Source organism: Marinobacter aromaticivorans, from assembly GCF_002806975.1.
GTDB classification, from domain to species: domain Bacteria; phylum Pseudomonadota; class Gammaproteobacteria; order Pseudomonadales; family Oleiphilaceae; genus Marinobacter; species Marinobacter aromaticivorans.
Genome location: NZ_NIHD01000001.1, coordinates 178,526 through 201,029, shown reverse-complemented (window position 1 = coordinate 201,029; position 22,504 = coordinate 178,526). Strand labels below are relative to the sequence as shown.

Here is a 22,504-nt window from a genome sequence, read left to right as displayed (position 1 = left end):
GGTATGACCCACATCGTCGACCGACGGCTGAACGGCAAAAACAAAAGCGCGGTAAACCGGGAGCGGTTCTTACGCCGCTACCGGCACCACATCAAGAAAGCGGTTTCTGATGCGGTGCACCGGCGCTCCATCACCGACATAGAGCGGGGGGAAAGCGTCAGCATTCCCACCCGGGACATTGACGAACCCGTATTCCATCACGGCCAGGGGGGCCACCGTGAAATGGTCCACCCGGGCAACCGGGAATTTGTGGCGGGCGACCGGATACCAAAGCCCGAGGGTGGCGGCGGTCAGGGCCAGGGGCAGGGAAAGGCCAGCCCCGATGGCGAAGGTATGGATGAGTTTGCGTTCCAGATTACCCAGGAAGAGTTCCTTAACTTTCTGTTCGATGATCTGGAACTCCCCAACCTTGTGCGCAAAAAACTCAAGGATACGGAATCCTTCAACTACGTGCGTTCCGGCTTCAGCACCCAGGGCGTACCCGCAAAGCTGGACGTAGTGCGGTCACTGCGCGGTGCCCACGCCCGCCGCCTGGGCCTGGGCGGCGCACGCAGGAAAAAAATCCGCGAACTCGAGGCGCAACTGGCGGAGCTCAAAAGCGCGCCTGCGGATCTGGACGCAGCATTCAGCCATGAAGACCAGATCAAGGCCCTTGAGGACGAGATCGCTCGGCTCAAGGCCAATGTAAACCGGATCCCGTTTATTGATGAAATCGACCTGCGCTACCGCCAGCACCTGAAACAACCCAAACCGGCAACCAGCGCTGTCATGTTCTGCCTGATGGATGTGTCCGGCTCCATGACCCAGATGCATAAGGATACCGCCAAGCGCTTCTTCCTTCTGCTGTACCTGTTTCTTAAGAAGAACTACAAAAAGATCGATGTGGTGTTCATACGCCACCACACCAGTGCCAAGGAAGTGGATGAGGAGGAGTTTTTCTATTCCCGGGAAACGGGCGGAACTATTGTTTCCAGTGCCCTGAAGCTCATGCACAAGATTATCGAATCCCGCTATTCGCCGGCGGAGTGGAACATTTACGCGGCCCAGGCTTCTGATGGCGACAACTGGAACGACGACTCCCCCGTGTGTGGCAAGCTGCTGACCGAGCGCATTCTGCCTCTGGTGCAGTATTTCGCCTATGTGGAGATTACGCCCCAGGACCACCAGATGCTCTGGTACGAATACGAACAGGTGCGGGAACGCTTCCCCGAGAGCTTTGCCCTGCAGCAAATTGCCGACCCCAGCGAGATTTACCCGGTCTTCCGCCAGCTGTTCGAGAGGAAAGCCGCATGAATGATGCCATTGATCGCCCCAATGCACCGGCCGCCCCCGCATCCCGTGAACCTGTGTCCACGGGCTCCGAGTGGACGTTCGATCTGATCCGGAAATACGATGAGGAAATCGCGAAATGTGCCGCCGAGTTCGGCCTGGATACCTACCCCAACCAGATTGAGGTAATCAGCGCCGAGCAGATGATGGATGCCTACAGTTCGGTGGGCATGCCGGTGGGTTATAACCATTGGTCTTTCGGCAAACAGTTCCTCAGCACCTCCAAAGGTTACCAGCGTGGGCAGATGGGGCTGGCCTATGAAATCGTCATCAACTCCAATCCCTGTATTGCCTATCTGATGGAGGAGAACACCCTGCCCATGCAGGCACTGGTGATTGCCCATGCCAGCTATGGCCACAACTCTTTCTTCAAAGGCAATTACCTGTTCCGCACCTGGACGGACGCCAGCGCCATAATCGATTACCTGGTGTTCGCCCGGAACTACGTATCCGAATGTGAGGAACGTTACGGCGTGGATGCGGTGGAGGAGATACTGGACTCCTGCCATGCACTGATGAATTATGGCGTTGACCGCTACAAGCGCCCCGCGCCTATTTCTGCGGCCGAGGAAGCACAACGGCAGGAAGAACGGGAGGAGTATTTACAGCGCCGGGTGAATGACCTGTGGCGCACCATTCCGAAAATGACCGAGGATGAGGACCCGGTAAAACGCAAGAAACGCTACCCGGAAGAACCCCAGGAAAACATACTCTATTTTATTGAAAAAAATGCACCATTGCTGGAAACCTGGCAGCGGGAAATCATCCGCATTGTGCGCAAGCTGGCCCAGTATTTCTATCCACAGCGCCAGACCCAGGTGATGAACGAGGGTTGGGCTACCTTCTGGCACTACACGCTGCTGCACCGGATGTACGAGAAAGGTCTGGTGACCGATGGCTTCATGCTGGAATTCCTGCAAAGCCACACCTCGGTGGTGTATCAGCCCCCGTTCAACAGCCCGTGGTACTCCGGCATCAACCCCTACACCCTGGGCTTTTCCATTTTCACGGACCTGCGGCGAATCTGTGAAGCGCCCACCGATGAAGATCGCGAATGGTTTCCGGACATTGCCGGCACCGACTGGCTGGAAACCCTGCACTTTGCCATGGCCAATTTCAAGGATGAGAGTTTCATACAGCAGTTCCTGTCACCCAAAGTCATGCGGGACCTGAAGCTGTTTGCCATCGAAGACGATGATCTTGAGGACAGCTACAGGGTAACCGCCATTCACGACGAGCCGGGCTACCGGGAGCTGCGGGAAAAACTGGCACGTCAGTACAATCTCAGTTACCGGGAACCCAATATCCAGGTATGGAATGTGGATGTACGCGGTGATCGCTCGCTGACACTGCGCCATGTACCCGTAGACCGGGTGCCGCTGGGCAAGGATACGGAAGAAGTGCTGCGCCATGCCCACAGGCTGTGGGGTTTTGATGTGCATCTGGAAAGCGTGGATGAGGGCACTCTGGTGGACGAATACCATTGCCCTCACCCACGGTCGTCAGGCTCTTCCTGAACGCCGGTTCGTCAGGGGCAGAACCACTTCGGCGCGCAAGCCGCCTTCCGGAGAGTCGTCCAGCCTGAGCTCGCCACCATGCAGCGCAGCAAGCTCGGTCACAATCGCCAGCCCCAGCCCGGAACCGGGTTTGGTTTCATCCAGCCTGCCTCCCCGGCTAAGCGCCTCCTGGCGGGTTTCCTGCGACATGCCCGGGCCATCGTCAGACACACTGAGAACCAGCCAGCCGCCTTCGACTGAACCGGACAAGATAATGGAAGTTTTGGCCCAATTGATCGCATTTTCCAGCAGATTTCCCACAATTTCCTGCAGGTCCTGGGCATCAATCCGAACCCGGAGGCCTTTTTTCAGGTTGCTCTGAAAACCCAGTTTGCGCCTGCTGGCCAGGCGCCTGACCCCTTCAACAACAGGCTCAAGCACCGTGGCAACCTCCTGCTCGGCGCCAAGTTCCACAGGCCCTGCTGCCGACGCACGCGCCAGATGGTGTCTTACCGCCTCATCCAGCCGTTTGAGTTCAGCCTGCATGGCCGCCTGCTGGCCCTCCGGCAAACGCTCCGCCAGGGTGCCCAGCACAGCGACCGGTGTTTTCAGGGCGTGAGCCAGATTGCCGGTTGCGGTCCTGCCCCGTTCAATAAGGCGCTGGTCCCGCTCCAGTACGGTGTTAATGGCCTTCGCCAGCCTTGCCAGCTCTCTGGGCAGGTTGGTCTCAACAGACGGCTGCACCCCTCTCTCTACCGCCTTCAGGCTTTGCTCGATCCGGCGCAGAGGCGCAAGCCCCCAGCGTATTTGCAAGCCGATGAGCACAATGAGCAGGCCGCCCAGGGTTGCCAGCGATAACCAGAGCAACGCCTGAAACCTGGCTATCTGAGCCTCTACCTCATCCATGCTGGCCGCCACCTGTACATGCAGAACATCCTCCAGATCAGGAAGGCGGATATCCCGCTCCAGCACTCGCAACTGTTTATCACGAGGACCTGCCACAGTGCGGAATACCCTACCCGGATCACCGGAAACCGGTAGCCGCTGATCCCACAATGAGCGCGAAGTCAGTACCCGCTCATTACCGTCACTGACCTGCCAGTACCAACCCGAGAAAACCCGGTCGAAGCGGGAATCGCCCAGCTGTCGGTTGGTTACCAGGGCATCCTGCCGCACATCGTAGCTCACTCCGGCAATCACCACATTGAGCAGGGATCCCAGGCGCTCATTAAAGGCCGAATTCACCGCCTCCCGGAAATTCCACGACAACAAGCCACCGGCGACCGGCAAAACCAGCACAACCAGAAGCAGTGCTGATGCCATCATACGCATGGCAATCGGAAGGCGTCGCACGGATTTTGCGTGTATCATCGGGCCTCACTGTCCGAAATCATCCGGTAGCCCTGACCACGCAAGGTTTCAATACTGTGACTCCCGAGTTTGCGTCGCAGGCGGCTGACCTGAACATCAATCACGTTGGAATCCGGCTCGGCATCACCGTCATACACATGCTCGGTTAACTCGGCACGGCTGACAACCCGGGGCGCCGCATGCATGAGGTGGGAAAGCAGCCTGAACTCCTGGGCCGTTAGGGACACCGGCATGCCCGCGCGGGTCACCTGGGCGCTGTGGGTATCAAGGGAGATATCCCCTACCCGGATAACCGGGTGGGCATGGCCATGGGCCCGGCGTACCAGCGCCCTCAGCCGGAAAAGGATTTCAGCAGTTTCAAAGGGTTTGGTCACATAGTCATCGGCCCCGGCGGAGAAACCTGCGGCTTTGTCTGACCAGCGCTCTCTGGCGGTCAGAATCAGCACCGGCAGTTCTATCCCCTGCTCGCGCCACCCCGATAACCACTGGACACCATTGCCATCGGGCAGGCCGAGATCGAGGATAACCGCATCATAGCGCTCGGTACTCACCAGAAAATCCGCCGTGCGGCCATCTTCTGCGATCTCCACAAGCACGCCTGCCGCTTCCAGCGAAGAGGCAAGCCCGCGGGCGAGCGGCTGATCATCTTCTACCAGCAGGATTTTCATTGACGCTTCATTCCGTTGATATTACTACCCTCGATGCCAATCAGCTCCCCCGTTTCCGCATTCACTTCAAACTCCACGACCTGGCCTTCTGGGCCAAGCATTTCAATTTCGTAGAGCCGTTGACCACCGTCTTCCTCGAACTCCACATCAATTACCTGCCCTTCCCAGTCGCGCTGCAGGCTGTCCAGAATCTCAGCCAGGGGCTTTATTCTGCCTGCCTTCACCTCTTCATGGAGTTTGCGCCAGTCTTCGTCAGCGGATGCCGGCATGGCAACTGCCATACACATGGCAATGGCAAAGGCCGCAGCAATGAGTACTGTGGTGGGAATAATCAGTTTCAGAAGATAGCAGGGCAGATTTTTCATGGGTTCATTCTGTCAGAGCCAACATGAATGAACCATGAACGAAACACTCACCCTCCTGCAAGCAACCTTTACCTAAGATGCTCCCAACGTCCGCAAAGAGGTGTCAGCAACAACCCTCAAAGGGACGCTTTCAGACGAATACAACGTCCACAACGAGTCAGGAGAAACACCATGAAGACACTTATTGCAACCACACTTGCCGCCAGCCTTGTTGCCGCACCACTGGCTTTCGCTTCCGGCACCATTGATGACGCCAGACGCGCTGTTCAGATCGGAGCCGACTACGGCATCTCCCATTTCCACAGCATTGAACTGGAAGATGACCGTGATGATAACGGCAGTATGGAAATCGAAGGCTGGGTAAATGGGGAATGGTACGTGGAGCTGGATGTTAACAGTGATGGCTCCATCCGCAAGGAAGAGCGCCGCAAGCGCACAGACGGCCCCTGGGGCCTGTCCTCCGCAGATACACTCGGCTACATTGAGGCCAGCGTGGAGCAGGGCATGAGCCGGATTGAGGAAATCAAAATCAACGCCAGGGGCGATATCGAAGTGGAAGGTGATGACGCTGACGGTTGTGAGCTGGAAATTGATTACCGCAGCGGCAGCCTGGAACCCACCCACGTGGACAGAGACGACCGTTCCTGATCCCGGGGTTGTTACCGGCAAGGGACTGCCGGCATTTTTCCAACGCGGCCTGACTCGCTAGAACAGCGCCTGAATCCAGTCCACCATCCAGGGGACCATCAAGGCAGTTGCGAAGGCAGACAGTGCCATTGCCAACCCGGAAAACGCCCCCATTCGATTACTAACCTGGAACGCCCTCGCGGTGCCTATACCATGCGCCGCAACGCCCATGGCAATGCCTTTTGCGGTGTCATCTTTTACACCAACCCACTCAAACAGCTTGGTACCGAGTACCGCTCCGGTAATACCGGTAATCACCACCAGAACCGCGGTCAGCGACGGCAAACCACCTATTTTTTCGGATATACCCATAGCCACAGGCGCGGTAGCGGATTTGGGTGCCAGGGACATCTGGATTTCCAGGGATCCACCCAATAACCGCGCCAGCAGAACCGAACTGCCCGCCGCGATTCCAACACCGCAAACCAACGATATCAGAACCGGCAACCACAGCTGCCGCAATCTTGAAAACTGCTGATAAAGCGGAACCGCCAAAGCCACGGTGGCAGGCCCCAACAAAAAGTGCACAAACTGTCCGCCGGCAAAATAATCGCTGTAGGAAATACCCGAAACCATCAGCAGAGCGATCAGCATGACCACCGATGTGACCACCGGATTGGCAAGCGGGCTGGAATTGGTTTTCAGATAAAAACGGTACGCCAACCCGTAAGCGACCAGCGTGATCGTAAGCCCCAGCAAGGGGGTCGTTGAGAGATAAACCCAAATATCCTTCAGCCCCGGGTTATTCATCACTCTGTCCTCTTGCCGGCCTTGCAAACCAGCGACTGGTTTGTTGCATGATCAACGCCGTGGCCACCATGGTAATGACCGTGCTGAGAAGCAAAGCGAGCGTAATGGGCAGCCACTCATCCGCAATCCGGCCGAAGTGCGTCATCATGCCGACACCTGCAGGAACAAACAGCAGCGAAAGGTGGCTTAACAGCGCAGTAGAGGCCTGCTCCACGGATTCCGGAGCCCGGCCACGAACCATCATGGTGACAAACAGCATCACCATACCGAGCACCGGCCCGGGGATAGGCACCCCAAGAAGACGCACGATTATTTCTCCCGCCAACTGGTATACAAGCAGCAGGGTTACCCCATTGAGGAAGTGCATTGAACAGTCCTTTTCTTGTTTGATGCCAAGGCTGGCGAGCCACCTCGGGCTTGCGCATGAGGGGGCTGGATTCCACAGTGATTCCGGATGTCGTTGTTTTTATTAATTCAATGCGGTGAAAGTACCACAAGAACTACACTTCCGGGAGACTGCAAACAACAATAGTCCCGGGTAGACTGTGCCGGACTTACTGCTATTTTTTCACACAGGTGATCGTCTGCAAGGCCAGTAACCCGTATACTTGCAACTAACAATTAAATGCCAACTTTCAAGCCCGGTTGGGGCAGGGGTGCACAAGGAATGAAACGCCTGGGAACTCTGGATGCCGCATGGCTAGCCGTAGAGTCTGAAGATACGCCCATGCATGTGGGCAACATGCAGATTTTTTCATTACCGGAAGGGGCTTCCGACACTTTTCTTCGCGACATGGTCACCAACATGAAGGAAACCGGAGACATAGCCCCACCCTGGTGTTACAAACTGGCATGGTCCGGTTTTCTGGGCCGGTTGCTGGCACCTGCCTGGAAAGTCGACAAGGATATTGATCTGGATTACCACGTGCGCCACTCGGCACTCCCGAAACCGGGCGGCGAGCGGGAGCTCGGCATTCTGGTATCACGGTTGCACTCCAATCCTCTGGATCTCACCCGTCCGCTATGGGAATGCCACGTTATTGAGGGCCTGGAGAACAACCGGTTTGCGCTCTACACCAAGATGCATCATTCCATGATTGATGGTATCAGCGGTGTCCGGCTGCTGCAGAGGGTGCTGAGCACGGACCCAAAGGAACGCGGCATGTTGCCACCCTGGGCGGTACGGCCCGAAAAGCGCAAGCGCCGCAAAGTGGATGCGGAAGCAAGCGTTCCTGCCGCGCTATCCCAGGCCCTGGATGCTCTTAAGCTGCAGGCTGACACGGCGCCCAAGCTCTTGAGCGCGGGCAACCGGCTTGTGCATTCGGTGCGCCACCCTGAAGACGGCCTGGCTGCACCTTTCACCGGCCCGGTTTCGAAGATCAATCACCGGGTAGCTGGCCAGCGCCGGTTTGCCACCCAACATTATCAGCTTGACCGCCTGAAAGACCTGGCCCGTGCCTCCGGCTCTTCGGTGAACGACATCGTGCTGTATCTCTGCGGTACCGCATTGCGGCGCTTCCTGCTGGAGCAGGACGATCTGCCGGATAGCGCTCTGACAGCCGGCATTCCGGTTGATATTCGCCCAGCGGATGACCAGGGTACCGGCACGCAGATCAGTTTCATGATTGCTTCCCTTGCCACAAACGAAGCCGACCCTCTTACCCGTCTGCAGACCATCAAAGCTTCCACGCGCCGGGCCAAAGCGCACCTGCAACAACTTCCGAAAAGCGCCCTTAACCAGTACACCTTGCTGCTGATGTCGCCCTATATTCTGCAGCTTATGTCGGGCCTTGGTGGGCGTATGCGCCCTGTATTCAACGTAACGATTTCCAACGTACCCGGACCACGGGAAACACTGTATTACGAGGGTGCCAGGCTGGAGGCCATGTACCCGGTTTCACTCATTGCCCATGGTGGCGCCCTTAACATCACCTGCCTGAGTTATGCGGGGGCCCTGAACTTCGGATTTACCGGCTGCCGGGACACCTTGCCCAGCATGCAGAAACTGGCAGTTTATACCGGAGAAGCATTGGACGATCTGGAGAAGCTGATTCTTCCACCCGAAGCCAAACCGGAATCTACGGCCAGGCCCAAGCCGAAGCCGAAAAAGGCAGCGGCAAACAAAAGCGGGAAAGGCTGAGCACACCCGGGAACTGAAAATCAGGCGATCTGCAACAGCCTCAATAACTGGGGCTTGTGCTGGTCTTTCATTACGTCTTCCAGAGTGTACTTGTCGAGTACGGCAAGAAACGCCTGCAGGGCTTCTCCGAACATGGGCTTGAGGCCACAAACCGGGGTGATTCGGCAGGCGTTTTTGGCGGTGTAGCATTCAACGATACTGAGGTCGTGCTCGGTTTCGCGCACCAGCACTCCCACGTTTATGTCTTCCGGCGCCATGTGGAGCCTCATGCCGCCTTTTTTACCCCGAACCGTCTCAATGTAGCCTTTCTTGTTGAGTTGGTGCACCACCTTCATCAGGTGATTTTTCGAGATATCGTAGCTGTCGGCAATTTCCTGAATCGTTGCCAGACGATCACCCTGCACAGCCAGATAAATCAGCACGCGCAATGAATAATCCGTGTAGCGGGTAATGTGCATTCAACACTCCGGTTGTTCCGTTAAAAGCAATCAGTAAGAGGGCCGGGTCAGCAGATAACCTGCAACCCCGGCCAGAAATATACCGGAGACAGCCAGCACCATCCCCGCAGTTCCCAAGGCAACCAGAATACCCCAGCTCAGCGCCATCATGCTGCAAGCCAGCACTTTTGCTTTTACCGGTATCACCCGGTTTCTGCGCCAGTCCCGGATTGCAGGCCCAAAGGAAGGATGCCCCTCGAGCCAACTGGCAAAAGCCGGGGAACCCTTGCTGGCAAAAAATGCCGCCAGCAGAATAAACGGCGTGGTTGGTAGCAAAGGCAGCACCACTCCAACTGCTGCAATTCCTACAGACAAATACGCAAGAACCCTGAAACCGGTTTTACCGGGCGACGCGGTCATAGCGAGAACCTCAGCACTCTTCATTCATTTATCCAGTATACATCTAATCAATGGGAAGGTCTCCCGGTACAACTCAAAAAATACTGGTCCGGCTGAGCAATATAAGGCCGGTTGACTTACCCCGCGAGGGGTATCGGTTTTACAGTTCCAATCTGCGATACTTGGTCTAATATTAATCCGTACACGCGCACTCAGCAGTTACAGGAAGCAAACCGATGTCCCAGAGCAAACTGACAGATCGTTTTGGCAGAACCGTCAACTACGTACGCCTGTCCGTCACTGATCGCTGTGATTTCCGTTGCGTGTATTGCATGGCGGAGGAAATGACGTTCCTGCCCCGCCAGCAGGTTCTGACACTTGAGGAAATTGCCCGGGTTGCCAAAACCTTTGTTTCTCTGGGCACAGAAAAGATCCGCCTTACGGGTGGAGAGCCCCTGGTTCGCAAAGACATTCTTGAACTGGTTCGCGAGATTGGCACCTACGGCTTGCGTGATTTCGCCATGACAACCAATGGCAGCCAGTTACCCACAATGGCGGAGCCGTTGCATAAAGCCGGCCTGAAGCGGCTGAATATCAGCCTCGACTCCCTGGACCCGGAAAAGTTTGCAAATATTACCCGCACCGGCAAGTTGTCCCGGGTGCTGGACGGTATAGACGCTGCCAAGGAGGCGGGGTTCAAGGGCATCAAACTGAACACGGTAGTGATGAAAGGCGGCAACGATCACGAGGTTCCGGACCTGATCGAGTTTGCCCGCAGGAAAAACGTCGACATTACCTTTATCGAGGAAATGCCCCTGGGCGAAATCTCCGAGCATGACCGGGGCCAGTCACTGTGTTCCAGTGATGAAGTGCGGAGCATCATACGCCGGCACCATGAACTGAACCCGACACCGGAAGACTCCGGCGGCCCGGCCCGCTATTACCGGATGCCGGACAGCACTATCAAGGTGGGTTTTATTTCACCCCACTCTCACAACTTCTGCTCCACCTGTAACCGGGTGCGGGTGACCGTTGAGGGCAGACTCCTTCTTTGCCTGGGCAATGAGCATTCCGTCGACCTGCGCCGGGTTCTGCGCGGCCACCCTGTAACCGATGACAAACTCCGGCAAACCATTATCGACTCCATGGACCTGAAGCCGGAGCGCCATCACTTCTCTTCCAACGGCGATGTTCAGATTCTGCGTTTCATGAACATGACCGGGGGCTAGCGCTTTATCCATAACAATAATTTTCAGAGCATATCCATGAAAAAGATAGGCGCTACATATCTTTATGCATGTCACCCATGGGCATTTCAGTACTGAGATGTTCCAGGGTGATGTCTTTGTATGCCAGTACCTCGCCTCCATATTCTTTCATGAAATCACGCGCCGCGGATTCGGTGGCGAATGATGCCAGTGTCTGGCCCATGGCGCCTTTGCGCTTTGAGCCGGCTACGTAAAAGGCCTCGCGGGCGTCGATCAGTGCTGTGTCGTCCGGGCTGTCCCATTCGGTCTGGCTCATGTCGTGCACGTACAGGGTGTGCTTTCGGTTCACGTTTTCCGGTTGCAGCATCCAGGCGAACATGTCTTTGGTTGAGCAGAACTTGCGAACCACCTGTTCCTTTTCGGTAATCACTTCACCCTTTGGTCCGGGGAAGCGGGTGATGACCATGCCGCACACGTGGCATTCGTCACCGGATTCAATATGCACCGGCGCCGGTTTTTCGGCGGCTGTTTCTGTCTCTGCAGAGCAGCCTGCCAGAAATACCGCAAACATCAGCAATGCTGGCAGAAATGTTAAACGAACAGGTTTCATGGAACTCTCCAGAATCAGGTTGGCCACAAAAAGTAACCGGGGTCAGATACGACGGCGACGGAACAGCGCCCAGGCGCCGGTCAAGGGAATAACAAACCAAAGCACCAGTGCCAGCCAGAGCCCGGCCGGGCCGATGGGCAGGTCTGCACCAAGGCTCAAGACACCGCTGAGCTGTGCGCCCTCGCTGAAGCTGACGATGTTCAGCAAACGGTATATATCCGTAGGATTGAGCAACAGAAGCCAGGGCAGCAGGTCCGGATTGAATTCGCCCTGGCTGGCAACCAGTGTGCCCAGCAGCATCAGGTCAAAAATCAGCACAAAAAAGAACCAGATAGCCAAGGCCAACCCGGCTGCAACCGGCTTCTCGCCCACCCGGACACTTACCACGTAAGCGAGGGCAATGAAGCCCCACCCCAGCAAGGTAGTTGAAACAATGAATCGCAGCATGGCAATGGCAAGGGCACCTACAGACACGCCTTCCACCAGCAACGCAATCGCCACGCCAGCCACACCGAAGCCGATCAGCGTTGCCAGAGCCAGGGTCAGCCCATGGCCCAGGAATTTGCCGAACAGGAGCTGCCCGCGGCTCAGCGGATAGGTCATTAAGAGCAACAGGGTGCCGCCCTCTTCCTCCCCCACAATGGCGTCGTAGGCCAGCAGCAAGGCAATAAGCGGAATCAGAAAAATACCGAGGCTGGCGAGGCTGGCAATGGTTGCCGGGGTGGATGCATAGCCCACCTGGCCGGACGCCGCCGCCCCAAACCAGGCAATGCCCAGGGCAAGGGTGGCAAACACCAGGGCAATGGCAATCAGCCAACGGTTTCGCAAGCTATCACTGAGTTCTTTGCGGGCAATGGTCCATATACTGTTCATTGGGCACCCCCACGATGGGCAAGGCCACCGGAGCCGATAAAGTGCACGTACACATCCTCCAGGGTGGGTTGATAAATGCCCAGATCCCGCACCTCCCCCGAAGCCATCAGGGTTTTGACCAGCGCCATCTTCTCCGTTTGCCGCACATCCACATGCAGCCGGCCATTATCCTGCCGCATCATCAGGCCGGCAGACGCCTGCGCGTTGCTGACCACAGACTCCAGCGCAGCTACACTATTTTCCGGCTCAAGTGAGAGGGTTACAGGCATGTTTGCCTGCCGGCGCAGGGAACTGAGGTCTCCAACGGCCTTCAGAGAGCCTTCCGTCAGAATCGCAGCCCTGTCTATATAAGGCTCCACACCGGGAAGCACGTGGGAGCAGAGCACAATGCCGGTGCCTTCATCCCGCAATTTGCGCAGCAAACGGTAGAGATCAGCCGTCGCAACCGGGTCCAGCCCTACCGTAGGCTCGTCCAGCATCAGCAAACGCGGCTTGCCCAGCAACGCCTGGGCGAGCCCCAGCCGTTGGCGCATGCCCTTGGAGTAGGTTTTTACCCGGGCATCCATGGCATCGTCCAACCCTACCTGCCCCAGCAGTTCGGGAACCTGACGCAAACTTGCACCTTTGAGCCGGGCGAAGTGGGCAAGGATTTCGCGACCGGTAAGCTGCGGATAAAACATTACGTTTTCAGGCAGATAACCGATGTACTGACTGATCTCGGGATCACCCGCTTTACCATCCAGTACCGATACCGTGCCCTGTGACGGGGTCATCAACCCCAGAATCAGTTTGATACTGGTTGTTTTCCCGGCGCCGTTATGGCCGAACAGCCCGAGGATTTCTCCAGGCTCGAGGCGCAGGTCAACGCCATTCAATACCAGGGCTTTATCGTACTTGTAACTCACATTCTCAAGACGAAAACAGCTCATCAGGACTCCGGCTGTATGGATTTGGGCGGGCTCACCAACGGGTACGAATCACTGACACCCGCAGATTTAACTACAGGGAAAGCTTCCTGAACCCAGCGCAGCGTGTCCACCGCCGGGCTGAACATCAGAATTTTGGCTTCAGGGTAAGTCCACAAAAGACGATCAACATTATCGTTGGGTTCATAGGGTACATCGCCAATACCATCCTGGTTACGATCCCAGCCCAGATAATCACTCCAGAAGTTGCCCTCGCCGTCTTTCGACCACTCCTGGGTGCGCATCGCCACATACTTCACCTGGCGCTGGTTATTGATAAATGCATTGTGGAACACCTCATTGTCTTCCGAACCGGCAGTCAGATGAATACCCACGCCGCTATCCCGGAACACATTATTTTCAAAGGTATTGTATAAAGAATTGTAAATGAACACGGCCTTGCCTTCCGCACCAGAAACAGACACACCGGCGGTCTGCCCCTGGGACACCCCCGAAACCACATTACCCCGCAACACCGACTTGGTAATGAAGTTCATCAGAATGCCGTAATTCTCATCGTTCTCGGAGCGGTTATTAATCACAGTAAGCCGCTTGCTCTGCATCAACGCGTAACCGGTGCGCGTTCCGCGGGTTACATTGCCTTCCAGACGATTATCCATGGAATACATATAATGAATGCCATAACGCAGATCCGACATGGTGTTATTACGGATCTCATTGCCATTGGCCGTCTCAATATAAATCGCATCCCGCGTCTGGCGGATATCATTCCCCTCAATCAACGCCCCGGTTGTATTGAACAGATGGATGCCATTTCCCCGATCATTCGGACGTACAGAATCATCGCCGCGAATCCGGTTATTCCTCACCGTCACATCCGGCGTCGCGTCCAGCCAGATACCAAACGCCGTACCCTGCAAATCATTATTCTCAACCGTCGCATTGCTGGCTTCCCGCTTAACAAACACCCCGGCATTTAACTCGTTCAGATCCGTACCCCAGTTCCGGATACGACAACCTGTAAGCGTTATGCCTTCCGCCTGAATCTCAACCGCATTGCCTGCGCCACCACCATCGATAAGCGTTTCCGGACGGCACGCCACGGTCACCCCCGGCACCCTGATAACCAACGGTGAGAGATTTTCGGGAGGAAGCTCAAAGGTGGCGCCCGGCTCCAGATCATCCAGTTGCTGCTGGATATCGGCCTGGGCGGTCAGCGATAGCAAGGCGACTGTCAGGGCCACCCCTAAACGCAAAATGTGGTGCATTAACGATTACTCAATAAGTTCAAGGCTGGCTAAATTGTCTGGCAAAGCAAGGGAAGAGAGCCTTTCAAAACTGTGCGGAGCCAAGCGTACACGGACGTATCCACAGCGTGTTTTGAAAGGCTCTCTTCCCTTGATTTGCTTCTCCGACTTGCGAAAAACACCGGAGCCCAAAAAAGGGCCCCGGCTACACCTGCTAAATCAGGCCTTCTCTACCATCATCCGCCCGCGCATTTCCATATGCAACGCATGACAGAACCAGTTGCAGTAATACCAGTGTACACCGGGCTTGTCTGCCACAAAGGTCACTGATGAAGTCTGCTGGGGGCTGATTTCCATCTGCACCCCGTGATTTACCATACAGAAACCATGAGTCACATCCTCAATGGTGTCCTGGTTGGTAACGTATACCGTCACCTCATCGCCCTGCTTGACCTTGAACTCTGTCATGCCATACATGGGTGCAACCGACGTCATGTAAACGCGAACCTTGTTGCCGTCGCGAATCACCTTGTTATCGGCCTCCAGAGTAATGCCATCCTTCTCTGCCTGGGCGCGGGCACTGGCGAAGTATGGATCGTCGCGCTTATAGACCTTCTGGGTCTTGATCTGGTCACGGCGAACCAGAATACAGTCGTGGGGCTCGGCATATGCAGGACCGTCGTGAACCAGCTTCATTTCATCGCCGGAAATATCGATCAGCTGGTCGTTCTCCGGGTGCAGCGGTCCAACCGGCAGGAAACGGTCTTTCGAGAACTTGGAAAGCACAACCAGCCACTTGCCATCGGCGTCGCGAGTTTCTGTCAGCGATGCGTGGTTATGGCCTGGCTGATAATGCACATCCAGCTTCTGGCGCAGGTAATTGACCTTTTCACCATTGTAGTGCTTGATGGCGTCGGCAATGTTCCACTTGGCTATCTGGCTATCAATAAACAGCGTAGTGTAAGCGTTGCCACGGCCGTCAAAGGTGGTGTGAAGAGGCCCGAGACCCAGCTCCGGCTCGGCAACAACTGCGTCACGAAGCTCGATTTTGTCGTCGAACAGATCGTCAAGCTTATCAATGGCAATAACCGTGCAGGTAGGCGAGAGCTTACCGTTAGCGATGAAGTACTTGCCATCTGGTGAGGTGTTCAAACCGTGCGGGTTCTTGGGCACCGGAATGTAACGGGTGAACGGGGATTTTCCACGGCCATCAACCACTGGCACTTTGGAATCACCCAGGGTTTTGAAGTCCCCATTCTTTACCGCCTCTTCAATGCGCTTAACGTTGAACACCACTGCCCAGTCGCGGTCATTACGCATGGTGCCTGCCAGATCCCCGGCTTTCTCTGAGTTGTAACAGGTGGAAGCAGCGTACTTACCGGTGAAGTCAGCATCGGTATTATCCAGGTTACCGTCTACAATCACCTGCCAGGCCACTTCCATGGTTTCCGCATCCACCGCATTAAACATGGTGAAGCTGTTTTCCAGAGAAAAATCGCTGCCATCGTTCGGATGCGGGATCACATACTCTGCGTTGCAGAAGACATAGTTAGTCTTCGGCACCTTTTGCAAACGCAAACCATGGATGGCCTGCACGTTAGGGATGGTCGTAATCTTGTCACACTTCATGATATCCAGACGGATACGCGCAACGCGGGAATTGGCCTTATCGTTGATGAACAGGTACTTGCCATCATAACGACCGTCTGTCATGGAAATGTGCGGGTGGTGGGAGTCACCATTCAGGAGCTTGTTATCGTGGCCAAGCACATCCTTGCTTTCGTTGGTCATTCCCCAGCCAGTGGCTCCATCCAGATTGAAAACCGGAATCCGCATCAACTCGCGCATGGAAGGTACGCCCAACACGCGTACTTCACCAGACTGGCCACCACTCCAGAAGCCGTAATATTCGTCGAGCTCACCCGGGGCAACGTGAATCTTGTTTTGCGCTTCTTTCGCGGCAGCCGCAAAGGACTCCCGGGACATTACCGAGGTACCAATGCCTGTTGCGCCAGCTACACCAGCAAGAGCAGCAGCGCCCATGAATCGGCGACGGCTGAAACCACTTTGCTCTGCTTCCGGGGCCTCACTGTTCAGTTCATCTCTTTTTTTCATAGCATCCAACTCCGTTATTGGTAATGGCGGTTCTATTTTTTCCCGTTTTTTTTGGTTTTTTTGCACTGCTAGCTCACCTGAACCACCGGAATCTCCTCCGGGTGGCCTGGTGCGTTGTGACCACGGCGCTTACCCCGACGCTTGACGATCAGCGGCGGACATTTGTGGTCATCGAAATAGGTCATCTGGCAATCCAGACAGTAATGGCACTCCTGGTAGTTGATGGTGCCGTCAGGGTGAATGGCCTGAACTTCACATTCCTTGGCGCACAACTGGCAAGGGTTGCCGCACTCCTTGCGACGCTTGAGCCAGTCGAAAACACGCAGTTTGGTCGGCAGCGCCAATGCTGCACCCAACGGGCACATGTAGCGGCAGAACACCTTGCGAGTAAAAATGTTCACGACAACCAGCAGAACGGCGTAAGTCACAAACGGCCAGCTACGATCAAAATGCAGGGTAATCGCGGTCTTGAAAGGCTCGATCTCCGCCATCTTTTCAGCGGTTGCCATAGAGTCCAGAGACACCCCGAACAGCACCAGCAGAATGATGTACTTGAGCGCCCACAAACGTTCATGGATGGGCCAGGGCACCGTGTACTGAGGCACCTTGAATTTGCGCGCAATCTCGTTGACCAGTTCCTGCAAGGCACCAAACGGGCACAACCAGCCACAGTAAACAGCCCGGCCCCAAAGCAGGACAATGCCCGCTACCACGGCCCAGAGTATAAAGATCACCGGATCAATCAGGAAGGTTTCCCAGGTAAACCCGCTGATCAGACTGTTCACGAACGTGAGCACATTAACGACAGACAACTGCCCCAGCGCAAACCAGCCGATGAAGAACAGCGTGTAGGTAAGAAATGCGTGGCGAATCCAGCGCGTAATTTTGGGTTTTTTAACCAGCCAGTCCTGGAAGAACAGAATCAGTAACAGCACTCCGATACCAATACCCAGTACGGTCACCTGGAACTGGCGCTGATACCAGACCTGGACCCACAGAGGCTGCTCTTCCAGCCATTCCTCTTCCGTCAGCACCGGTTCGGCACGGGTGTAATATTTCTCCGGGAGCTGGTATTCCAGCGGAAACACCTGAAACTCGCTGTCCAGAGGTCCGGTCTGGCGCTTTACGGTCAATTCCAGAGTCCAGGGCGCGCCCGGATCAAAATTGTGTTGTTGCCGGATGATGAAAATGGCCATTTCCTTGAAATCGGGCATGCCTTCAGCGTAAACATCGCTTAGCCGGTAAAAGTCCAGATCCCGGAAGTTGAAGGTGTCCCCGTACTGGCGGATCTGAATGCGGTCAAAAATACCACCGCGCACGTAGCCGGAGCCTTTAAAGGAATACTCCCCGTTGGCCATAACGGCAATGGCCTGCTCCCCTTCCTTCAGTTCGGAGGTAAGCCATTCGTACTGACTTTTACCAAGCAGGTTCCGGCCAATGGTCGGTGTATCAAGGTAAGCCGTGTAAAGATCAATCAGCGGTTCATCGCGCTCATCGGGCGCGGCGGTTTCCACGCCCTCAGCCTCGGTGCCTTTGAACGAATCATCTACCTGGCCTTTGGTAAGCAACAGGCGGCGAATGGAGCCATCGCCCGTCAGTTCTTCCCAGGTGCGCGGCTGAAAACCGTCTTGAACCACCTCAGCTTTTGGCGGGCGCTTCGTACCACCGCCTTCAACCAGACCAAGCTCAACACCCACCCTGTGGGCGGTGCGCATGATCACCTCGTTAACCACCATCACCGTTACTGTGGCGCCGGACAGGCCGTCGACAGCAACCTTGCGCTCGGATGAGGTTCCGCCTACGGTAACCCGCTGGTCGGCCTTCAGGCCGGCATACTGGTCGGTAAAGTCATGGAGCTTGCTTTCGGGGATACCCACCAGAAGTATGGGCTCATCGTGATGAATAACCTTGGCGAAGCGAATAGTGCCTTCTGTGTCCAGCACCACCATGGCGTTCAGAGGCTTGCCGGAATAGGCGGGAGTCTGCACAAAATCAAGGGATTGATAGGCATAGCCTTTCAGCTCGTCGCCGGCGTACAGTTCCTGTATGGCGCGATTGCCCTCGCGTGGCTCCAGACGGGTCACTTCCGGGAAGGCCTTCTGGATAACCTGGCGCCCGGCAGCCGGCTCATACTGGCTGAGCGGTTCCGCATGAACCAGTGGTACAACTAACAAAAACAGGCCAAAAAGACCTGATACAATGCGGGAAAAAACGTTCAAAACAAGCCCCCGAAGGAAACAGTGGATCACCTAAGGCTGAGACCATCAGCTTAGGCAACTGAGGAATAAATCAAATACCTCTATATGGATATATCTTCTGACGATAGCCAAACAGATGACGTGGATCAGCCAAGGCTGACTGCGTTTCCGTTCTTGTCCAGAGGCAGGTAATTGCTGATATGCCCAAGACGGATGGATTCCACCATCATGGTCATTGGTTGCTGGGCCTCATCGGAAGACGGCGCCACACCCCCCCGCCCTGACATGGCAGCAACAAAAACCACATCCCACTCCTGGCCGGTGCCCCGGGATTCTTCAACCAGTGCGGAGAATTCGGACGCCTCCTGCGGGGCTTTATCCACGCAGATCACCGGCGTAAGTGCACCGCCTTCACCGCGCTTGAAGGCGGCCTTTTCTTCCGGAGATGCATCGTCTGGCAATTCTGCCCGACAAAAAACAAATAACAGGCGCTGCGGCTCAGGTTCACTTCCGGTTGCTTTGATCAGATCGTCATAACTGCTAATCATGGACGCATAATCCTTGGTAGTAACTTGCAGGTATTGGTTACGCCTGGCGGACAATCAGAACCTGAGCGTCCCGGCGCCGGAGAATTTCTTGGCAGACTTCATCCACAGCGTCATCACCATAACTCTGACCGTAGTGCTTTTTAAAGCCAAACTCGTACAGACGCACATGTTCATCGGCTTCTACGCCAATATTTTCCAGACATGCCCGCGCACAATGCAGGGGGCAGCCATCTATCACCGTGACAGAGCGCCCGGAACGCGCAGTTTTTACAAGAGAAGGTATCTTGCCGCCAACACCGGAAATGCAGGACATTTCAAATTCGCCGGTGTGATCCAGTTTTATCGCCGCATTGTTTGCAAGCTGCGCCACATCGGAGCAGCCGGAACAGGAATAAATCAGGGGGCGCTGTTTTCTTGCTTTCACTAATCCTCCTGCATGGAGCCTGAAGGCTTGAATGTTGATTGATCGAAATCAACCAGCTTACTGGCTGATTTCGATCAATCGCTTGGGATCGGAAATGAACAGTTTGCTACGGTTAACCCGCACCAGTCCGTTGGACTTGAGATCGGCCAGAATCCGGGAAAAGGTTTCCGGTTGCATTGCAAGCCTGGAGGCAACCAGGCACTTGGGCAACGGCAGCTCAACCTCGCCACCCTCTGCGGCACCGTTTGGCAGCAGGTCAATCAGGTAACGGATCAGGCGATCACGGGCATTCTGGACAGTCATGATCTCAAGATCATGGAACCGGGACACAGCGCGCATGGCGTAGTGGCGAAGTGCTGCATGGGCGTACGCAGAGTTACGGTCGAGCAGGTCCTGATAGGCCTTGACCGGGATCATCATCACTTCACTGGATTTCAATGCTTCCGCGTAGCAGGCGTAGCGGGCAGGATCCGCATAGATCATGACCTCGGCAAAAACATCGCCGGGCGCAATACTGTCAAGCGTCCGGTCAATGCCGGAGGAGTCCAGCCGGTACAGGCGCAACCGCCCCGACATGACAAAGAAGAAGTGATGAGCGGGCATATCCTGCCGGTAAAGCAACTGATGATGCCCGAGGCGAAGACGACGAGACTGCAGAATGAGGGTCTGCATATCCGCTTCACTGAAGGTATTGAACAGAGCATGGCGGCGCAATGGCGCCAACCCGCTGTCATCGTCCGTCAACGGACTGGCTGCCACAAGAACCGGTTTGGCGTAGCGGGTTTCCGCAGATTGCATCGCCACCATGGGTAGTATCCTCTTTCATATCATGCATTCAAAATCATCTTTTAGATGATAAGACGATGCTCCCGAAAAATCGCTCCCTCCATGGGGGTATTATCCCGGTTACTTAGGATAATTTGACTTAACGCAATATTTCACATTGCTACCTACTTTGATAGCGCAACGCGTAAACGCGTCACTGCATGAGTGGCGAATCAGGCAGCTCAAGGTCCACGCCTTCAACACCTGTTTCCGCAGCCAGCACCTGCAGGTACTGACGGAACGCACGCCGGGTAACGCTCTCACTCAGGTATTGGCGGATTTTCGGCTTCACGTGCTCGTATGGTAACTGTTCGCCATCAATACGCTGGTCCACACGCACAATGTGCCAGCCGTAGCGGCTTTCAATCAACTCGGGATTGAGACCTTCATTGAGCGCAAGAACCGGGCGCTCAAACTCTTCAACCGTTTGCCCCTTGCTGATCTGGCCCAGGCTGCCATTCTGATGGCGGGATTCACAGGCGGAATACTGTTTGGCCAGTGCTGAAAACTGGGCGCGGCCTTCAAGCAGGGACGACAGCAACTGCTGGCCAACCTCTTCCTGGCGCATACGCTCCTGCACATCATCCGGCGCAGCGGCCAGCAGAATGTGGCTTACGGCCATGAGCGTCGGGCTACGGAAGCGGCCGGGGTTGGCGGCGTAGAATCGCTCGCAATCCGCATCACTGGGCTCCGGTACATCAAGTTCCAGCTCGAGGACACGGGCAATGGCAGCCTCTTCGTCCAGCTCTTCCGGCAGCTTCAGGGTTTTCGCCTGTTGCAGCAGAAGCTCACGGATAACCAGGCTTTTGGCGGCTTCATGCCAGGCTTCGGCCACTTCTTCCGCCGGGTGGTGCTGCATTTCCCGGGCGATATCTTCTTCGGATATCAGGGTTTCACCCACATACACGGGTGGGAAATGGTTTCTTGGCTTTTCCGGCTCGCCGGTGGGGATCAGTTGCATGGTTGGTCTCCGTAGATGCTTTTCAGTGGGGCTGCACCCCCTCTCCCCAGCCCCTCTCCCGCGAGGGGAGAGGGGCTTTTACTGCCCTGCTCTCTGGCCTGGGAGCAAGTCCGTAGGCTTGGGAACGACCCTGAAAGTTTGGGAACGATCCTGCAAGCTTGGAGGCTTTAGCTCCCCTCTCCCCTCGCGGGAGAGGGGCCGGGGGAGAGGGGGCGGGCCTTTCACTATCTCTTACCCTTACGCCCGCTTCCTAACCACCTGGTACTTCCGTCCGAAATACTCCAGCGGAACACTCAGCATGTGCACCAGCCGGGTGAACGGGAAGAGCACAAAGATTGTCAGGCCCAGGAATATATGGAGCTTGTAGATCCAGTGCACACCCACCATGTATTCGGCTGCCCCGCCCTGGAAGGTGAAAATGCTCTGTGCCCAGCCTGCCAGCATCAACATGGTGCCGCCGTCCAGATGGCCCAGCGTTGGCAGAATGGTCAGCAGACCCAGTGCTACCTGGACCACCAGGATAACGATCACCATATTATCGGCAAAGGTACTGCTGGCCTGGATTCTTGGATCTGTCAGCCGGCGATACGCCAGCATGGCGCCGCCCACCAGGCACATCACCCCGGCGATACCACCAACCACAATCGCCATCACCTGCTTGGTACCGGCACTCATGAAAGGTTCGTACACGAAATGCGGTGTCAACAGGCCAACCAGGTGGCCAAAGAAGATCACCAGAATGCCCACATGGAACAGCACGCTGGCCATTACCATGTTTTTCTTGCGCAACATCTGGCTGGAGTGAGCTTTCCAGGTGAACTGCGCCTGGTCGTATCGTGCCCAGGTGCCAAGAAACAGCACTACCAGGGCGATGTACGGGTAAATCCCGAAAATCAGTGTGTTCAGATAAGACATCATCTTGGTCTC

General features: G+C 55.7%; 23 protein-coding genes. 5 read left to right on the top strand and 18 right to left on the bottom strand.

What is annotated here, in order from left to right; genetic code table 11:
• The first annotated feature begins 3 nt into the window (after positions 1-3).
• Both CDH48_RS00940 and CDH48_RS00935 read left to right on the top strand, forming a co-directional pair.
• Complete coding sequence (locus CDH48_RS00940; protein WP_227520905.1) at positions 4-1,293, top strand: YeaH/YhbH family protein; 1,290 nt, start codon at positions 4-6, stop codon at positions 1,291-1,293.
• On the top strand, positions 1,290-2,846 hold the full coding sequence (locus CDH48_RS00935) for a SpoVR family protein (RefSeq protein WP_100686830.1): 1,557 nt from the start codon (positions 1,290-1,292) through the stop codon (positions 2,844-2,846). Before CDH48_RS00940 ends, CDH48_RS00935 begins: the two co-directional genes overlap by 4 nt.
• Here CDH48_RS00935 and CDH48_RS00930 read toward each other — a convergent pair.
• Genes CDH48_RS00930 through CDH48_RS00920 form a run of 3 tightly spaced genes read right to left on the bottom strand, consistent with a single transcriptional unit; the run spans position 2,832 to position 5,229 of the window.
• Complete coding sequence (locus CDH48_RS00930; protein ID WP_100686829.1) at positions 2,832-4,196, bottom strand: sensor histidine kinase; 1,365 nt, start codon at positions 4,194-4,196, stop codon at positions 2,832-2,834. The genes CDH48_RS00935 and CDH48_RS00930 overlap by 15 nt on opposite strands.
• Positions 4,193-4,864, bottom strand: coding sequence for a winged helix-turn-helix domain-containing protein (locus tag CDH48_RS00925; RefSeq protein WP_100686828.1), 672 nt, complete (start codon positions 4,862-4,864; stop codon positions 4,193-4,195). Before CDH48_RS00925 ends, CDH48_RS00930 begins: the two co-directional genes overlap by 4 nt.
• Positions 4,861-5,229: a PepSY domain-containing protein gene (locus CDH48_RS00920; RefSeq protein WP_100686827.1), complete on the bottom strand. Its 369-nt coding sequence runs from the start codon at positions 5,227-5,229 to the stop codon at positions 4,861-4,863. Before CDH48_RS00920 ends, CDH48_RS00925 begins: the two co-directional genes overlap by 4 nt.
• Positions 5,230-5,400: 171 nt before the next feature.
• Between CDH48_RS00920 and CDH48_RS00915 the strand changes: the two genes are divergently transcribed.
• Positions 5,401-5,877 (top strand): hypothetical protein, encoded by a 477-nt coding sequence (locus CDH48_RS00915; protein WP_100686826.1) that lies wholly within the window; start codon positions 5,401-5,403, stop codon positions 5,875-5,877.
• 57 nt (positions 5,878-5,934) lie between these two features.
• On the opposite strand, the gene CDH48_RS00910 is transcribed toward CDH48_RS00915, so the two are convergent.
• Both CDH48_RS00910 and CDH48_RS00905 read right to left on the bottom strand, forming a co-directional pair.
• Positions 5,935-6,666 (bottom strand): LrgB family protein, encoded by a 732-nt coding sequence (locus CDH48_RS00910; RefSeq protein WP_100686825.1) that lies wholly within the window; start codon positions 6,664-6,666, stop codon positions 5,935-5,937.
• Positions 6,659-7,033 (bottom strand): CidA/LrgA family protein, encoded by a 375-nt coding sequence (locus tag CDH48_RS00905; RefSeq protein WP_100686824.1) that lies wholly within the window; start codon positions 7,031-7,033, stop codon positions 6,659-6,661. The genes CDH48_RS00910 and CDH48_RS00905 overlap by 8 nt, the downstream gene beginning before the upstream one ends.
• A 300-nt stretch (positions 7,034-7,333) precedes the next feature.
• Between CDH48_RS00905 and CDH48_RS00900 the strand changes: the two genes are divergently transcribed.
• On the top strand, positions 7,334-8,806 hold the full coding sequence (locus CDH48_RS00900) for a WS/DGAT/MGAT family O-acyltransferase (protein WP_100686823.1): 1,473 nt from the start codon (positions 7,334-7,336) through the stop codon (positions 8,804-8,806).
• A 20-nt stretch (positions 8,807-8,826) separates the two neighbouring features.
• Here the strand turns inward: CDH48_RS00900 and CDH48_RS00895 are convergent, their stop codons facing one another.
• Together CDH48_RS00895 and CDH48_RS00890 are read right to left on the bottom strand one after the other, a co-directional pair.
• The gene (locus tag CDH48_RS00895) at positions 8,827-9,264 is read right to left on the bottom strand and encodes an RrF2 family transcriptional regulator (RefSeq protein WP_100686822.1); all 438 of its coding nucleotides are present in this window, start codon (positions 9,262-9,264) and stop codon (positions 8,827-8,829) included.
• A 30-nt stretch (positions 9,265-9,294) separates the two neighbouring features.
• Complete coding sequence (locus tag CDH48_RS00890) at positions 9,295-9,687, bottom strand: YbaN family protein (protein ID WP_227520867.1); 393 nt, start codon at positions 9,685-9,687, stop codon at positions 9,295-9,297.
• Positions 9,688-9,878: 191 nt separating this feature from the next.
• Here CDH48_RS00890 and moaA point away from each other — a divergent pair, with 191 nt between their 5' ends.
• Positions 9,879-10,871, top strand: coding sequence for a GTP 3',8-cyclase MoaA (gene moaA / locus CDH48_RS00885; protein ID WP_100686821.1), 993 nt, complete (start codon positions 9,879-9,881; stop codon positions 10,869-10,871).
• 52 nt (positions 10,872-10,923) lie between these two features.
• Here moaA and CDH48_RS00880 read toward each other — a convergent pair whose 3' ends face one another.
• The 11 genes from CDH48_RS00880 to narI form a co-directional block, all read right to left on the bottom strand.
• Positions 10,924-11,460 carry a nitrous oxide reductase accessory protein NosL gene (locus tag CDH48_RS00880; protein WP_188437601.1) on the bottom strand — a complete coding sequence of 179 codons (537 nt, stop codon included), beginning with the start codon at positions 11,458-11,460 and terminating at the stop codon, positions 10,924-10,926.
• 42 nt (positions 11,461-11,502) lie between these two features.
• Positions 11,503-12,333: an ABC transporter permease gene (locus tag CDH48_RS00875; RefSeq protein ID WP_100686820.1), complete on the bottom strand. Its 831-nt coding sequence runs from the start codon at positions 12,331-12,333 to the stop codon at positions 11,503-11,505.
• Complete coding sequence (locus tag CDH48_RS00870; protein ID WP_100686819.1) at positions 12,330-13,262, bottom strand: ABC transporter ATP-binding protein; 933 nt, start codon at positions 13,260-13,262, stop codon at positions 12,330-12,332. Before CDH48_RS00870 ends, CDH48_RS00875 begins: the two co-directional genes overlap by 4 nt.
• Positions 13,262-14,527 (bottom strand): nitrous oxide reductase family maturation protein NosD, encoded by a 1,266-nt coding sequence (locus CDH48_RS00865; RefSeq protein WP_100686818.1) that lies wholly within the window; start codon positions 14,525-14,527, stop codon positions 13,262-13,264. The genes CDH48_RS00870 and CDH48_RS00865 overlap by 1 nt, the downstream gene beginning before the upstream one ends.
• A gap of 198 nt (positions 14,528-14,725) precedes the next feature.
• Positions 14,726-16,621, bottom strand: coding sequence for a TAT-dependent nitrous-oxide reductase (gene nosZ / locus CDH48_RS00860; RefSeq protein WP_100686817.1), 1,896 nt, complete (start codon positions 16,619-16,621; stop codon positions 14,726-14,728).
• 68 nt (positions 16,622-16,689) lie between these two features.
• Positions 16,690-18,840, bottom strand: a complete 2,151-nt coding sequence (gene nosR / locus CDH48_RS00855) for a transcriptional regulator NosR (RefSeq protein WP_100686816.1) — start codon at positions 18,838-18,840, stop codon at positions 16,690-16,692.
• Positions 18,841-18,965: 125 nt separating this feature from the next.
• Positions 18,966-19,367, bottom strand: a complete 402-nt coding sequence (locus CDH48_RS00850) for a ribonucleotide reductase subunit alpha (RefSeq protein WP_100686815.1) — start codon at positions 19,365-19,367, stop codon at positions 18,966-18,968.
• A 37-nt stretch (positions 19,368-19,404) separates the two neighbouring features.
• Positions 19,405-19,791: a putative zinc-binding protein gene (locus CDH48_RS00845; protein ID WP_100686814.1), complete on the bottom strand. Its 387-nt coding sequence runs from the start codon at positions 19,789-19,791 to the stop codon at positions 19,405-19,407.
• A 57-nt stretch (positions 19,792-19,848) separates the two neighbouring features.
• Complete coding sequence (locus CDH48_RS00840; protein ID WP_100686813.1) at positions 19,849-20,598, bottom strand: Crp/Fnr family transcriptional regulator; 750 nt, start codon at positions 20,596-20,598, stop codon at positions 19,849-19,851.
• A gap of 172 nt (positions 20,599-20,770) precedes the next feature.
• Positions 20,771-21,577, bottom strand: coding sequence for a peptidylprolyl isomerase (locus CDH48_RS00835; protein WP_100686812.1), 807 nt, complete (start codon positions 21,575-21,577; stop codon positions 20,771-20,773).
• Between the two features lie 237 nt (positions 21,578-21,814).
• The gene (gene narI / locus CDH48_RS00830) at positions 21,815-22,492 is read right to left on the bottom strand and encodes a respiratory nitrate reductase subunit gamma (RefSeq protein ID WP_100687181.1); all 678 of its coding nucleotides are present in this window, start codon (positions 22,490-22,492) and stop codon (positions 21,815-21,817) included.
• Positions 22,493-22,504 lie beyond the last annotated feature (12 nt).